The following is a 14993-nucleotide window of genomic DNA, read 5'->3' on the forward strand; positions in this document are numbered from 1 at the left end:
GGGCAGGGCGGGCGGAAGGGGACGGACATGGCACGTGCGGTCGGGATCGATCTCGGTACGACGAACTCGGTGGTCGCTGTTCTGGAGGGCGGCGACCCCACGGTCGTCGTCAACGCGGAGGGCGCGCGCACCACGCCCTCGGTGGTGGCGTTCGCCAAGAACGGCGAGGTGCTCGTCGGTGAGGTCGCCAAACGCCAGGCGGTGACCAACGTGGAGCGCACCGCGCGTTCCGCGAAGCGGCACATGGGGGAGTCGAGCTGGCGCTTCCCCGAGACGGGCGCCATCGACGGCACCCGGTACCGCGCGCAGGAACTGGCCGCGCGCGTGCTGCAGAAGCTGAAGCGGGACGCCGAGGCGTATCTCGGCGAGGACGTCACGGACGCCGTGATCACCGTGCCCGCCTACTTCGACGACGCGCAGCGGCAGGCCACCAAGGAGGCCGGTGAGATCGCGGGCCTCAAAGTCCTGCGGATCATCAACGAGCCGACGGCCGCCGCCCTCGCGTACGGGCTCGACCGCGGCGAGGAGCAGACCGTTCTCGTCTTCGACCTGGGCGGCGGGACCTTCGACGTCTCGCTCCTGGAGATCGGCGACGGCGTGATCGAGGTCAAGGCGACCAACGGCGACACCAAACTCGGCGGCGACGACTGGGACCAGCGGGTCGTCGAGCATCTCGCCCAGCGGTTCAAGGCCTCGCACGGCATCGACCTCGGCCACGACAAGATGGCGCTGCAACGGCTGCGCGAGGGAGCCGAGAAGGCCAAGATCGAACTGTCCAGCTCCTCCGAGACGACCGTCAACCTGCCCTACATCACCGCCACCGCCGAAGGACCGCTGCACCTCGACGAGAAGCTGACGCGTGCTCAGTTCCAGGAGCTGACCGCCGACTTGCTCGACCGCTGCAAGAACCCCTTCCACCAGGCGGTGAAGGACGCGGGCGTGAAACTGTCCGCGGTCGACCGTGTCATCCTGGTCGGCGGCTCGACCCGGATGCCCGCCGTCACCGACCTGGTGAAGGAACTCACCGGCAAGGACCCGCACAAGGGCGTCAACCCGGACGAGGTGGTGGCCGTGGGCGCCGCGCTCCAGGCGGGCGTCATCCGCGGCGACGTCAAGGACGTCCTCCTGCTCGACGTCACCCCGCTGTCCCTCGGCATCGAGACCAAGGGCGGCATCATGACCAAGCTCATCGAGCGCAACACCACGATCCCGACCCGGCGTTCGGAGATCTTCACGACCGCCGTGGACAACCAGCCCTCCGTCGGCATCCAGGTCTACCAGGGCGAGCGCGAGATCGCCGCGTACAACAAGAAGCTCGGCGTCTTCGACCTCACCGGGCTGCCGCCCGCGCCGCGCGGGGTCCCGCAGATCGAGGTCGCCTTCGACATCGACGCCAACGGGATCATGCACGTCTCCGCGAAGGACCTCGCCACCGGCCGCGAGCAGAAGATGACGGTCACCGGCGGCTCCGCGCTCGGCAAGGACGACATCGACCGCATGATGCGCGAGGCGGAGCAGTACGCCGACGAGGACCGGCAGCGTCGTGAGGCCGCCGAGACCCGCAACCAGGCAGAGCAACTCGTCTACCAGACCGAGAAGTTCATCCGTGAGAACGAGGAGCGGATTCCGCCCGGCTCCCTGCCGGACGTCGAGTCGGCCATCGCGGAGCTGAAGGCACTCCTGGGGGAGTCCGCCGACACGAGCGAGCTGCGGGCCGGCGTCGAGAAGCTCGCCACGGTGAGCCAGCGGATGGGGCAGGCCATGTACGCGCAGGCCCAGCAGGCGCCCGAGCAGACACCCCCGCAGGAGCCGGCCACCGAGCATGCCCCGAGCGAGGAGGAGGGCGTGGTGGACGCGGAGATCGTGGACGAAGAGAGGGAAAGGGGTGGAGATGCGGACAGGGGCAGGGACTCGAAGGGTGGTGCCGCCTAGGGTCTGTCCGGCGGATCAGGCCGGAGGAAAGCAACGGCTCCCCTGCAAGCCCAGGTGAGCGGGGTCTGGTGCGTGCAGCTGCAAGGCGGAGGAGGGAGTCGACGCGGAGCGTCGGCGACCGACGACAACGCGGCAGATGGGCGCACCAGACCCCGCGTCTCCGGCATGATCCGCCGGACAGGCCCTAGCATCCCGGTGCCCCGCGTCGCCTCGTGTTCGGCCGCCCGTCACCCGGGGTCCCTAACGTGCGGGCCATGAAGAGACTTTCGATCACGGTCAGCGCCGTCGCGCTGACCGTCGGACTCGCGTCGCCCGCCATGGCCGACCGCGACTCCAAGGACTACGGTCAGGCCACCACGGCCTTCGGCCAGGCCACGCTGACCGGCTTCGCCTCGCTTCCGGCCGAGACGTTCGTCCCGAACAGCGAGCCGTCCGGCTCGGCCATCGGAGCGGGCCCGTTCAACGGCATCACCGGCCCGTTCGCCGACCAGCCCGTCCAGGGCTTCAGCGGCGCCGTCAACCGTCACGACGGCAGCTACGACGTGCTGTCCGACAACGGCTACGGCAACAAGGCCAACAGCGCCGACTTCCTGCTCCGCGTGCACCGCGTCAAGCCGGACACGAAGACCGGCAAGGTCAAGGTCCTGGGCGGCTTCAACCTCAGCGACCCCGACCACAAGGTGCCGTTCCCGCTCACCCGGGCCGACCGGGTGCTGACCGGCGCCGACTTCGACGTCGAGTCGATCGTGCGGGCGTACGACGGCTCGTACTGGCTGGGCGACGAGTTCGGCCCCTTCCTGCTGCACTTCTCGCCGACCGGCAAGCTTCTCGAGGCCCCGATCTCCCTCGACGGAGTGCAGGCGCCGGAGAACCCGTACCTGAACGGCGCCCAGCCCACCACCGGCAGCAGCAAGGGCTTCGAGGGCATGGTCCGTTCCGTCGACGGCCGTCACCTCTACCCGCTCCTCGAAGGCACGGTCAACGGTGACACCCCCGGCGACCTGCGCTTCAGCGAGTTCGACCTGAAGTCGGGCGACTACACCGGGAAGCGCTTCACCTACCGCCTCGAGTCGCCCTCGAACGCCATCGGTGACGCCATCGCCGTCGACAAGAACCGCTTCCTCGTCATCGAGCGCGACGGCGGCCAGGGCGCCGACGCCAAGTTCAAGCGGATCTACCTCGCCGACACCGGCGACCGCGACGGCGACGGGGTCATGGACAAGACCCTCGTGGCCGACCTGATGAACATCGCGAACCCGAAGGGCCTCGGAGGCTTCGGCGAGACCTTCACGTTCCCGTTCACCACGATCGAGGACGTCGTCCTCCTCGACAACCGGACGCTGGCCGTCCTGAACGACAACAACTTCCCGTTCTCCTCCGGCCGTACGCCGGGCAAGGCGGACAACAACGAGTTCATCACCATCCGGCTCTCGCAGAGCCTGAAGGCGGACAAGCGCGCCCTCCGCTAGGGGCGTTGCGCAGGCAGGCCGCGGCCCGAACTGCTTCGGGCCGCGGCCGTGTTGCACTCGCTCACGCCGTCCTGACGGGTCAGGGCTTGCGGGCCACCGCCGCGTACAGCGGCACGATTCCCTCGGCCTTCGCGGCCACGTCCTCGGGTCCAGGCCGCCAGTCGACGGCCGGAACCACGCCCGGTTCCAGCAGCTCCAGGCCGTCGAGGAAGCGGGAGAACTCGGCGTGGGTGCGGGGATGGAAGGGGGTGCCGCTCGCCCGGAAGAGTCCCGCGACCTTCGCGATGGTCTCGGCGCTGAGGTCAGGGGTGACCTGGGAGAGGATCACGAAGCTGCCGGGCGCGAGCGCGGTGACGTACCGGTCGAGCAGGCCGTACACGTCGTCGCCGTCGGGGGCGTCGTCGAGGTAGTGGGTGAGCGCGACCAGCGAAAGCGCGACGGGCCGGTCGAAATCGAGGTGCTCGGCGGCCAGGCGCAGGATGGTGTCGGGGTTGCGGAAGTCGGCGTGCACGTATTCGGTGGTGCCCTCCGCGGTGCCGCGCAGCAGCGCCTCGGCATGCCGCAGGACGATCGGGTCGTTGTCGGCGTACACCACCTTCGCCTCCGGGACGATCTCCTGGGCGACCTGGTGGAGGTTGGGCTCGGTGGGTATGCCGGTGCCCACGTCCAGGAACTGGTGTATCCCGGCCTGCGCGGCGACACGGGTGGCACGGTGCATGAACCGGCGATTGGAGCGTGCGCTGCGCACCGCGGCCTCGTCCGTGGCGACGATCTTGCGGGCCAGTTCCTCGTCCACCGGGTAGTTGTCCTTGCCGCCCAGCCACCAGTCGTAGACACGGGCCGGATGAGGACGGCTGGTGTCGATACGGGTGGGCGCGGCGTCACTTCCGGTCACAGCGATGCTCCTCGGTGTTTTCAGGACCCTCGAATGTCTGCGAATGGCTGGCGAGTATCTGCGAATGTCTTCAAGGCTTCGACGGCGTACGTCTCCGCGGCTCAGAAGCTCGTCCGGAACTCCTGGAGGATCTCCTTGGTGCGCTGCGCGGACGCCGCGTGGGCCGACATGTGGTCCAGGACTTCCAGGTGCAGGGCCACCTCGGCGCGCGAGTCGAGATAGAGGGCACCGGTCACGTACTCGCTGTAGACCATGTCGGGCAGCTCCGGCTCCGCGAAACGGAACAGCGCGAAGGACGTGTACGTCCCCGGGTGCGGGCCGTTCTCGAACTCGGCGACCTGGAGCGTGATGTGATCGTGCTCGACGGCTTCCAGGAGCCGGTCGATCTGGTCGCGCATGACCTTGCTGTCGATGCTCACGGGGCGCCGCAGCGCCGTCTCGTCCATGATCACCCAGAGGTGGGGCGCGTTCTCGCGGGTCAGCAGCTTCTGCCGGTTCATGCGCAGCGCCACATGCCGCTCGATGGCCTCGGGACCCGTCTGCCCGACCGTCCCGGCCTCCAGCACAGCCCGCGCGTACTCCTCCGTCTGCAGCAGTCCGGGAATGAAGTGCGGTTCGTACGAGCGGATCAGCTGGGCGGCGCCCTCCAGGCTGACGTGCATGCTGAACCACTCCGGCAGCACATCGTGGAACCGCTGCCACCACCCCGGCCGGTTGGCCTCCTCGGCCAGCCCGACGAACGCGGCCACCTCGTCCTCGGCCACGCCGTAGGTCGTCAACAGCACCTGCACGTACGGAATCTTGAGGGCGACCTCCGCCATCTCCATCCGCCGCACCGTCGCCGGGGCAACGCGCAGCACACGCGCGGCCTCTTCCCGCTTCAGCCCCGCGGTCTCCCGCAACTCCTGGAGCCGCCGCCCCAGAACCACCTGCCCTACGGTGGGCGCAGCCCGCCGCTCACTCACGCCACGCCTCCCCACGCGCCTAAGTACACGCGCAGTGTGTCATGTTCCCCCACGACCCTCACAGGGTCGGCCGGGTCACCCTTGCCTCAGGTCAAGAACGCAGATTCTGAAGGTACTTGGCCGTCGCCGGGTCCGCCGGGAGAAACGTCTCGATGGCCAGCTCGGAGACCGTCACGTCCATCGGGGTGTTGAAGGTCGAGATGGACGAGATGAAGGACAGGACCCGGCCGTCGTGCTCGATGCGCATCGGGAGCGCGAAGTAGGGGACGGCGTCGAGGGGCTGGTCCTCCGGGGTGGGGTCCGGGACCGGGTACGCGGCCACCTCCTCGTACAGGGCGCGCAGCGGTTCCGAGCGGCGCAGGGCGATCTGCCGGTCCATCTGCTCGAGCAGATGGTCGCGCCAGGCGCGGTGATTGCGGATGCGCGGAGCCATGCCCTCGGGGTGCAGGGTGAGGCGCATCGCGTTCAGCGGGGGCGCGAGAAGGGCTTCGGGGATGCCGTCCAGGAGCATGGCGATGCCGCGGTTCGCGGCGAGGACGTTGTACGTGGCGTCGACCACCAGCGCCGGATACGGCTCGTAGCCCTGGATCAGCCGCTCCATGCCCTCGCGCAGGGCGTCCATCGCCGGATCGTCGAGCGGGGTCTCCGGGTAGTGGGGCGCGTAGCCGGCGGCGAGCAGCAGAGCGTTGCGTTCCCGGACGGGGACCTCCAGGTGCTCGGCGAGGCGCAGCACCATCTCCTCGCTCGGCCGGGAGCGGCCCGTCTCGATGAAGCTGATGTGCCGGGCCGACGAACCGGCCCGCAGCGCCAGCTCCAGCTGACTCACCCGCCGCTGCTCCCGCCAGCCGCGCAGCAGCGGGCCGACGCCCTTGCCGTCGGGGGCACTTGGGAGCGCGGAGGCACCGGACGCGACAATGCTCATACGAGGACGGTAGTCGAGGAGCGGTGTGTGAACGACATGTGGAACGGGCGGCTGGGCTGGGAGGCCGAGGCGGTCTACCGGGCACGGGTACGGGGCTGTCTGCTGGGCGGGGCGATCGGCGACGCGCTCGGCTACCCGATCGAGTTCGACTCGCTGGACCGGATCCGCGCGGCGCACGGGCCCCGCGGGGTGACCGGCCTGGTCCCCGACGGCGACGGGGTCGTGGGGCGCGTCAGCGACGACACGCAGATGACCCTGTTCACGGTGGAGGGCCTCCAGCAGGCGCACGCGCGTGAACGGCTCAAGGGCATCGGGGGCGGCTGGCCGCGGCTGGTGCGGTGGGCGTACGGACGGTGGCTGGACACGCAGACGCGGTCCGGGCCCGCCGCGGACGTCCACGGGGGGCTCGCCGCGCAGAGCTGGCTGTACGCACGCCGGGCGCCCGGCAACGCCTGCCTCTCCGGGCTGAAGGAGCAGGACCACGTGCCCGACCCGATGACCGAGCTCGGCCTGCCCGGACCCGTCAACCCCGGCTCCAAGGGGTGCGGGACGGTGATGCGCTCGGCACCCTTCGGGCTGACCCCCGCCTCCGACGACTTCGCCTTCGGGATGGCCGCGCGGTGCGCCCGGATGACCCACGGTCACCCCACCGGGTACTACGCCGCCGGAGCGCTCGCCGCGATCGTCGTCCGTCTGGTCGCCGGGGAGTCCCTGGAGAGCGCCGTGCTGCGCGCCCTGCGGCTGCTGGCCCGCCACCCCGGGCACGAGGAGACCACCGCCGCCCTGACCAGGGCCCTCGACCTGGCCTCCGAAGGCGCCCCGACCGCCGAGAAGCTCGAGTCCCTGGGCGCCGGCTGGATCGCCGAGGAGGCCCTGGCCATGGGCGTCTACAGCGCCCTCGCCACCCCCGACGTGACCGAGGCCCTCCTCCTCTCCGTCAACCACTCCGGGGACAGCGACTCCACCGGCTCCATCTGCGGCAATCTCCTCGGAGCCCGGCACGGAGACCACGGGCTCCCGCAGGAGTGGCTGGAGCGCATCGAGGGGCGCGCCACCATCACCGTCCTGGCGGACGAATTCGCGGCGGAGTGCGTACGGCGCTGAGTCACCCGGAGCCGAGCCGAGGGGACTGTGGCAGGCTGAGAAACAGCCCTCGCGCACCCGTCGTCGTACGAATGGAGCCAGGTCATGCCCGTCGAACCGCTGTCGCAGAAGGAGATCGAGGATCAGCTGGCGGACCTGCCGGGCTGGTCCCTGGAAGGCGACCGGCTCGCCCGCACCTACCGGCTCGGTTCGCACTTCGCGGCGACCGCGCTCGTCGTGCACATCGCCCAGGTGCAGGACGAACTGGACCACCACTCCGACCTCACCCTCGGCTACAACAGCGTCTCCCTCACCGTGAACACGCACAGCGTCGGCGGCGCGGTCACCGAGCTCGACTTCACGCTCGCCCGCAGGGTGGAGGACCTGGCCCCGGGGCATGGTGCAAGCTGAACTCCGTGCTGGACTACGACAAGGAAGCTGGCGAGTACGACGCCACGCGGGGCGGTGAACCCCGGGCCGCGGCGGCTGCGCAGTCCGTGCTCGGGCTGGTTCCCGAGGAGGCGCGGAGCCTGCTCGACATCGCGTGCGGCACGGGCCTTGTCACCCGGCTGCTCGCCGCGGGGCGGCCGGGGCTGCGGGTGGCGGGAGCGGACACCTCGTACGGGATGGCACGCATGGCCGCCAAGAGGCTGCCGGGCACCGTGGTCCTCGCCGACAGCCGCCGACTCCCTTTCCAGGACGGCTCGTTCGACGCCGTGTCGGTCATCTGGCTGCTGCACCTGCTGGACGACGCGGCATCCGTCGTCGCCGAGGCCGCACGGGTCCTGCGCCCCGGCGGCGTTCTCGTCACGACCGTCGACAAGGACGCCGCGCACCATGTGGGCAGCGACATCGACGCACTGGCCGCGCCCTACCTCAAGTGGTCCGCCACGGACGGGGCCACGGTCGTCACCGCGCGGGCCGCCGAACACGGCCTGCTCCCGGGCGGCACGGCCCGCTTCCGGGGACACGGCCAGGGACGGATACCGCGCCGCCTCGCCCGCCACATCCGCGACGGGAAGGCCTACGCGGCCGGAGGCGCCGCTCTCGCCGAGCGCATCGAGTCGCTGCCGGACCCCGAAAGGCCCCGCCCCGACCCGGAGTTCACCCTGTTGGCCTTCAGGAAACCGAAGCCCTCCGCGTGAAGTCCATGACCCAGTTGGTCACCCACGTCCTCTCCCCGTCCACGGAGAAGGCCTGCTCCCAGCGCGCCGTGGTGTCGGAGATCCCCGACCACACGTACCGCACCCGTACGTCCTTGCCGTCGTGCGTGTCGTCCCCGAAGAACTCGCCCCGCCCGTCGGGCCCGAACCGTCCGGTCACCGGAGGGAACAGCCTCCCGGTGCGGCTGGTGGACCAGTTCAGCGACCACTCGCCCGCCGAGGGGTCGAAGAGCCGCAGGGTGAGACCCGTCCAGCCCTGACCCGGCACCTCCATCTCGTCGATGTTGGCGGCCCCGTCGAACAGGCTCCAACAGCGGTGCGTGGCAGGGAACTCCTCCCAGTCGCTGTCCGAGTCGAGGAAGTCGGTGCGGCGGCGGTTGTGGACGTCCCACTCGCCGTGGAAGAAGTCGAAGTCGTGCGCGCTGCTCATGAGCGGTCTCCTGTGGTGCCCTCGGGGAGGGTGTCGCGGATGTAGGCGTCGAGGTCGGGTACCTCGGGCGCGAGCAAGTGCCGTACCCAGGCGTCGCGTTCGTGCAGGATCGGCGGCAGTTCCCAGACGCAGCCGATCCACGGTAGGTCGGGCGTGACGAAGTGCGTCGGGTCCCGGTCCGGGCAGCCGAGGACCGGCTGGCCCGCCGACGCGCCCCGGAAGTGCAGGACGTTGTCCCACACCCAGCTGTATGCGTTGAGGTAGGCGCCGTCGTCGCCGCCCCGGTGCAGCACGACGAAGGTCGCGGGCGGCGTGCCGTCCGGCTCCGGGAGCAGTTCGGGCAGCATCGCGTACGCCGCCTTCTCCACGTCGGGCGCGATGCCGGCCGGGTCGGTGGTCACGTGGTAGCGCTTGATCCGCCGGCCCGCCACCTCGATCGGCGGCGGAACGGTCAGCAGTTTCTCCCTGAAGGCCATACGAGCAAGCTAGGCCCGCTCCACTGACACCTTCTGTCAGTGGAGTCTGGGATTCTGGCGAGGTGAAATCAGCGCGGCTCGTCTCGATCCTCCTGCTCCTGCAGACCCGCGGACGGATGACCGCCGCCCAGCTCGCCGAGGAGCTGGAGGTGTCGGTGCGGACCGTGTACCGGGACGTGGACGCGCTGCACACGGCGGGCGTGCCGCTGTACGGGGACGCCGGGCACGCGGGCGGCTACCAGCTCCTGGACGGCTACCGCCTCCGTCTCACCGGGCTCACCGAGGGAGAGGCCGAGGCCCTGTTCCTCGCCGGTGTCCCAGGACCCGCCGCCGAGCTCGGACTCGGCTCGGTCCTCGCCGCCGCCCAGCTGAAGGTGCGCGCCGCACTCCCGGGCGAGCTGCGCGCGCACGCCGACCGGATCAGCGGCCGCTTCCACCTGGACGCGCCCGGCTGGTACGCGGACGCCGACGAGACCCCGTACCTGCCCGCCGTCGCCGACGCCGTCTGGAACAGCCGAGTCCTGTACATCCGCTACCGCCGCTGGCGCGAGCCCACCGACGTGCAGCGCCGCCTGGAGCCGTACGGCCTCGTCCTGAAAGCGGGCCGTTGGTATGTCGTCGCGGGCCCTGGACCACGTACGTTCCGCGTCGACCAGATCCTCGAACTGGCCGCCTCCGACAAGGAGTTCACCCGCCCCGAGGACTTCGGTCTCGCCGCCTACTGGACCGCGTACCAGAGGGACTTCCACGACCGCCTGCACCAGGGCGAGGCCCTCGTCCGCATCGCGCCAGGCGTACAGCTGGCCGGCCCGGCCGCCCGCGCGGTCGAGGCCAACGGCCGCCCGGACAAGGACGGTTGGATTCAGGCCACCGTCCCCATCGAGTCGATCGGCCACGCGCACGCCGAGTTCCTGCGCCTGGGCACGGACATCGAGGTCCTGGCACCGGCCGAGCTGCGCGAGCGGATCGCCAGGACGGCCGTGGAACTGGCCGAGAGATACGGCAACTCCGCGGTGAGCGGCGACGACTGAGGGTTCGGAAACCGTCCGTCCTCTCAGGAGGTACGTCACGTGCAGCACCCGCATCCGTATCCCCACCCGTACAGCAGGCGCAGAATCGCCCTCTCCGCAGTGATCGCCACGGCAGCCCTGATCGCCGCCGGACTCACCGCGCTCACCCCGGGCACCGCCGAGGCCGCCACCGCCCGCCAGGTCGAAGCCCTCGACCGGGGCGTCGTCAGCGTCTACACCGGCAGCGGCAATCTCGTCAGCTGGCGCTGGCTCGGCACCGACCCGAACGACGTGTCGTTCAACGTCTACCGCGCGGGTACGAAGGTCAACTCGGCCCCGATCACCGGCTCCACGAACTACTTCCACTCCGGCGCGCCCAACTCGGCCGACTACACGGTCCGCGCGGTCGTGGGCGGTGTCGAGCAGGGCGACTCGGTGCACGCGATCCAGTTCCGCACCGGATACAAGGACGTGCCCATCACCCCGCCCGCGGGCGGCACGACCCCCGACGGGGTCGCCTACACCTACGAGGCCAACGACGCCTCTGTCGGAGACCTCGACGGCGACGGCGCACTCGACTTCGTCCTCAAGTGGCAGCCGACGAACGCCAAGGACAACTCCCAGTCCGGCTACACCGGCAACACGGTCATCGACGGCGTCAAGCTCGACGGCACCCGTCTGTGGCGCATCGACCTCGGCCGGAACATCCGCTCGGGCGCGCACTACACGCAGTTCCAGGTGTACGACTACGACGGCGACGGCAAGGCGGAGGTCGCCCTGAAGACGGCGGACGGATCGACGGACGGCCGGGGCACGGTGATCGGCAGTTCGTCCGCCGACTACCGGAACTCGAGCGGGTACGTGCTCTCCGGACCCGAGTACCTGACCATGTTCAACGGGCAGACGGGCGCCGCCATGGGCACCGTCGACTACGTCCCGGCGCGCGGCACGGTCTCCTCCTGGGGCGACTCGTACGGCAACCGCGTCGACCGGTTCCTCGCGGGCACCGCCTACCTGGACGGCGCCCGGCCCTCGCTCATCATGGCGCGCGGCTACTACACCCGTACCGTGATCGCCGCCTGGGACTGGCGGAACGGGGCGTTCACGCGCCGCTGGACCTTCGACACCAACTCCTCCACCAACATCGGCAAGGGATTCGACGGCCAGGGCTCGCACAGCCTGTCCGTCGGCGACGTCGACGGCGACGGCAAGGACGAGATCGTCTACGGGGCGATGGCCGTCGACGACAACGGCAACGGGCTGTGGACCACGAAGACCGGGCACGGTGACGCCCAGCACCTGGGCGACCTGGACCCGTCGCACGCGGGCCTGGAGTACTTCAAGGTGTCGGAGTCGACCGGTCAGCCGGCCGAGTTGTACATCAACCCGGCCAACGGGACCGTGAACTGGAGCCTTGCGGCCTGCTGCGACAACGGCAGGGGAGTGGCCGGGGACATCTACGCCGGCAACGACGGCGCCGAGGTGTGGTCGGCCTCCGACACCTCCATCCGCGACGAGTCCGGCGCCACCAAGGCCCGCGAACCGTCCTCCGTCAACTTCCTGTCCTGGTGGGACGGCGACACCACCCGCGAACTCCTCGACGGCACCCACATCGACAAGTACGGCACCTCGTCCGACACCCGCCTGCTGACCGGCGCCTCGGTCCACTCCAACAACAGCACCAAGGCCACCCCGTCCCTGTCCGGCGACCTCTTCGGCGACTGGCGCGAGGAGGTCGTCTGGCCGACGACCGGCAACACGGCCTTGCGGATCTACTCCACCCCGAACGAAACCAGCACGAAGATCACCACTCTGCTCCACGACACGATGTACCGCACGGGCCTGGCCTGGCAGAACACCGCCTACAACCAGCCGCCCCACCCGAGCTTCTTCATCGGCAACGGGATGGCGACGGCGCCGCGCCCGGCGGTCTACACGCCATAACCGAACAGGAGGGCGCGTGCCAGCCCGGCACGCGCCCTCCGCCGCTCAACTCACCGCGCAGTTCTGCTCGCCCAGCCTGAAGGCGGTCGGCTTGCCGTTCGCCCCCGACCAGCTCCCCGTGAACCCGAAACTCACCGAGGAACCCGCCGCCACCTTCCTGTTCCAGCCCACGTTCTTCGCCGTGACGGCCGGGCCGGACTGTGTGTGCTCGGCGTTCCAGAGTTGCGTGATCTGCTGCCCGTCCACGAAGGACCAGTTCAGCGACCATCCGTCCCAGGCACTGGTCCCGGTGTTGGTCAGTTTCACGTCGCCCTGGAAGCCACCCGGCCACTGGCTCGTGATGCCGTACGTCACCGAGCAGGCCCCGGATCCGCCGCCACCGCCTCCGCCACCGTCGTCGGGGGTGCCCGCCGTGTCGCCGTAGACGATCCCGCGCCCGTTCGTCGACACGTACACGCGCCCGTACACCCGCGGATCGCCGGTGATGGCCGCGCCCGTCCAACCCCACTGGTGGGCATCGTCGTTGATCCGGGTCCAGCTCGCGCCCTTGTCCGTCGACCGGAAGATCCCGCGTACGCCGCCGATCTTCGCGCTCGTGTAGAGGGTCTGGTACGAGGCTTCGGGGGCCGCCTTGCCGAAGCCGATGGTGTCGGCCTCGTCGATGCCCGCCAACTTGGCGAAGGTCGCGCCGCCGTCCGTCGAGTGCCACAGCCCGTACGCGCCGTCGCTCGCGCCGCCCGCCAGCCACACGTCGCCCTTCACGCCGGGCAGGGCCTTGAAGCGCACGCTGTCACCGCTCGGCAGGCCACCGGCGGCGGAGGCGGTGAAGGTCGCCCCGCCGTCCGAACTGACGTAGAACGTCCCCGACTTGAAGCCGTAGAAGGTCTTCGGGTCGACCCGGTCCGACTCGACGATCGCGCCGGCCGGGATACCGCTCGACGCCGACCACGAGGTCCCGAAACCGGTCGTGTGCTGCACGCCGGTACCGGTCGGGCTCCACACGAAGCGGCTGCCGTCCGAGGCGGACGCGACCGTGCCGCCGCCGCTCACCCCCGAAGGGTCGGTCCCCGCGAACCAGTTGGCACCGTTGTCCGTCGAGAACGCGATGTGCGGACCCGAGTCGAGATTGCCGACCCGCACCACCGTGCTCGGAGTGGACTCGGCGTAGTCGAGGCTCGTCGTCGAGGTGAAGTTCGGCGAGGTGTACATCATCGGCGGGACCTTGGTGAGGTCCGTGTGACGGAAGCCGCCGATGTCCCCGAGGGCGCTGAGCAGCGGGGCGCCGGACGGGGGAGAGGCGAGGTCGTTGACGGCCGTCTCCTCCAGGCCCTGCACCATCGGCTTGATGGTGAACTGGCTTCCGCTGTCCCAGTTCGTCAGGTTCTCCGTGCCGTAGACCGTCGCACCCGTTCCGTACATCATCCGGGCGGAGTTGAACGGGTCGATCTCCAACGCCTCGGTCATCCAGCCGAGTTTGGGGGACTGCTCGGGCGGTGAGGGGTTCGCGCCGAAGGTCAGCCAGGGCGCGGAAGAGCCGTCCATCGTGAAGCGGTTCGAGCGATTGGGGTACGAGGTGTAGTCCCAGGCCTTTGTCCAGGTGCCGCCGCTGTCGGTGGACCGGAAGAGCTGGGTGTCCGGCCACCAGGAGCTGTAGGCCGTGGCCATCACGGTGCCCGGATGCTGCCGGTCGACGGTCAGTCCGCTGAAGCCGTAGTAGGTGTCGGCCTCGGCGACTGGGCTGATGTCCGTCCAGGTCCCGGTCCTTGTCGCGTACCGCCACAGTCGGCCCTTGCCGCCGTCGTAGGGGCCGCCCTTGTCGCTGTACGCGAGGTAGAGATAGCCGTTCGTCGCGTCAAGGACGCCCTTGTGGGCCAGATAGCCCGTGGGCTGGCCGGGGAGCCGCGACCAGGTCGCGCCGGCGTCCGTCGAGCGGTACACGGCGTTGTCCTTGTCGGCGACCCCGACGTACACGGTCTGTGTGGCACTCCCGGACGAACCGGTCGACTCGTCGAAGGTGACCCAGACGATGCCCTGGTTGTCGGAGGCGTAGCCGCTGGTGTCGGTCGGATCCTGCACGTAATTACCGACGTTGGGGAAACTGGTGACCTGGGACCACGAGACGCCCGAGTCCGTCGACCGCCACAGCCCCTTGCCGCTGGGCGCGCCGAGATACAGCACGCTGTTCCTGTTCGGGTCGACGGCCAGACGCTCGCCCATCCCACGGCCCGGCATGTTCCCGCCCAACTTGAAGGGCAGGTCCGCCTTCTGCCAGCTCGCGCCCCGGTCGGCGGAGCGCAGCACGGCACCGTTGCCCGGGTCCCAGCTGTTTGTGTACGTGCCGACAGCCGCGTACACCTTGTCCGGGTCGACGGAGTCGGAGGCGAGGCCGACGACCCCGGTGTGCCCCCAGTCGTTCCAGCCGACCGAGTCGAGCAGCGGCGTCCAGGTCTTCGACGACTCCACCCAGCGGTAGGCGCCGCCGATGTCGGTACGGGCGTAGGCGAGGTTCTTCTCGGAGCGGTTGAAGACGATGCCGGGGACGAAACCGCCGCCGTCGATCCGGGCGTTCTTCCAGGTGTACGTGTCGGCGGCGATGACCGCCTTGGCGGGGGCGGGCGTGGCCAGCGCGGGCGGCGTGCCCGCGAGCAGACCGGCCGCCAGTGCCAGCACCGCCGTGAGGATGCGGGTTCTTCGCACGGGGGGT

General features: G+C 70.1%; 13 protein-coding genes. 7 read left to right on the forward strand and 6 right to left on the reverse strand.

The genetic code is table 11. The features are described 5' to 3' along the window. The first annotated feature begins 27 nt into the window (after positions 1–27). Together dnaK and OG219_RS38890 are read left to right on the forward strand one after the other, a co-directional pair. Positions 28–1932, forward strand: a complete 1905-nt coding sequence (gene dnaK, locus OG219_RS38885; RefSeq protein ID WP_266834704.1) for a molecular chaperone DnaK — start codon at positions 28–30, stop codon at positions 1930–1932. Positions 1933–2186: 254 nt separating this feature from the next. Then, entirely contained in the window at positions 2187–3401 is a 1215-nt protein-coding gene (locus tag OG219_RS38890; protein ID WP_266834706.1) for an esterase-like activity of phytase family protein, read from the forward strand. A 79-nt stretch (positions 3402–3480) separates the two neighbouring features. Here OG219_RS38890 and OG219_RS38895 read toward each other — a convergent pair whose 3' ends face one another. From OG219_RS38895 to OG219_RS38905, 3 genes are all read right to left on the reverse strand, one after another. Next, on the reverse strand, positions 3481–4296 hold the full coding sequence (locus OG219_RS38895) for an SAM-dependent methyltransferase (RefSeq protein WP_266834708.1): 816 nt from the start codon (positions 4294–4296) through the stop codon (positions 3481–3483). 101 nt (positions 4297–4397) lie between these two features. Then, a complete protein-coding gene (locus OG219_RS38900) occupies positions 4398–5261 on the reverse strand; it encodes a helix-turn-helix transcriptional regulator (protein WP_266834710.1) in 864 nt (287 codons plus the stop codon). A gap of 91 nt (positions 5262–5352) precedes the next feature. Next, the gene (locus OG219_RS38905; RefSeq protein ID WP_266834712.1) at positions 5353–6183 is read right to left on the reverse strand and encodes a helix-turn-helix domain-containing protein; all 831 of its coding nucleotides are present in this window, start codon (positions 6181–6183) and stop codon (positions 5353–5355) included. A 36-nt stretch (positions 6184–6219) separates the two neighbouring features. Between OG219_RS38905 and OG219_RS38910 the strand changes: the two genes are divergently transcribed. From OG219_RS38910 to OG219_RS38920, 3 genes are all read left to right on the forward strand, one after another. Continuing rightward, positions 6220–7287: an ADP-ribosylglycohydrolase family protein gene (locus tag OG219_RS38910; protein ID WP_266836381.1), complete on the forward strand. Its 1068-nt coding sequence runs from the start codon at positions 6220–6222 to the stop codon at positions 7285–7287. An 84-nt stretch (positions 7288–7371) separates the two neighbouring features. Beyond that, entirely contained in the window at positions 7372–7677 is a 306-nt protein-coding gene (locus OG219_RS38915) for a 4a-hydroxytetrahydrobiopterin dehydratase (protein ID WP_266834714.1), read from the forward strand. Between the two features lie 5 nt (positions 7678–7682). Further along, positions 7683–8411: a class I SAM-dependent methyltransferase gene (locus OG219_RS38920; RefSeq protein WP_266834716.1), complete on the forward strand. Its 729-nt coding sequence runs from the start codon at positions 7683–7685 to the stop codon at positions 8409–8411. On the opposite strand, the gene OG219_RS38925 is transcribed toward OG219_RS38920, so the two are convergent. Continuing rightward, a complete protein-coding gene (locus OG219_RS38925; protein WP_266834718.1) occupies positions 8386–8859 on the reverse strand; it encodes a hypothetical protein in 474 nt (157 codons plus the stop codon). The two genes, OG219_RS38920 and OG219_RS38925, sit on opposite strands and share 26 nt — an antisense overlap. Beyond that, on the reverse strand, positions 8856–9335 hold the full coding sequence (locus tag OG219_RS38930; RefSeq protein ID WP_266834720.1) for a hypothetical protein: 480 nt from the start codon (positions 9333–9335) through the stop codon (positions 8856–8858). The genes OG219_RS38925 and OG219_RS38930 overlap by 4 nt, the downstream gene beginning before the upstream one ends. Positions 9336–9397: 62 nt before the next feature. Between OG219_RS38930 and OG219_RS38935 the strand changes: the two genes are divergently transcribed. Beyond that, a complete protein-coding gene (locus OG219_RS38935) occupies positions 9398–10366 on the forward strand; it encodes a YafY family protein (RefSeq protein ID WP_266834722.1) in 969 nt (322 codons plus the stop codon). Between the two features lie 39 nt (positions 10367–10405). Continuing rightward, positions 10406–12289 (forward strand): rhamnogalacturonan lyase, encoded by a 1884-nt coding sequence (locus tag OG219_RS38940; protein ID WP_323183324.1) that lies wholly within the window; start codon positions 10406–10408, stop codon positions 12287–12289. A 45-nt stretch (positions 12290–12334) separates the two neighbouring features. On the opposite strand, the gene OG219_RS38945 is transcribed toward OG219_RS38940, so the two are convergent. After that, on the reverse strand, positions 12335–14986 hold the full coding sequence (locus OG219_RS38945; RefSeq protein WP_266834724.1) for a cellulose binding domain-containing protein: 2652 nt from the start codon (positions 14984–14986) through the stop codon (positions 12335–12337). Positions 14987–14993 lie beyond the last annotated feature (7 nt).

It is taken from the genome of Streptomyces sp. NBC_00038 (assembly GCF_026343635.1).
GTDB lineage: Bacteria > Actinomycetota > Actinomycetes > Streptomycetales > Streptomycetaceae > Streptomyces.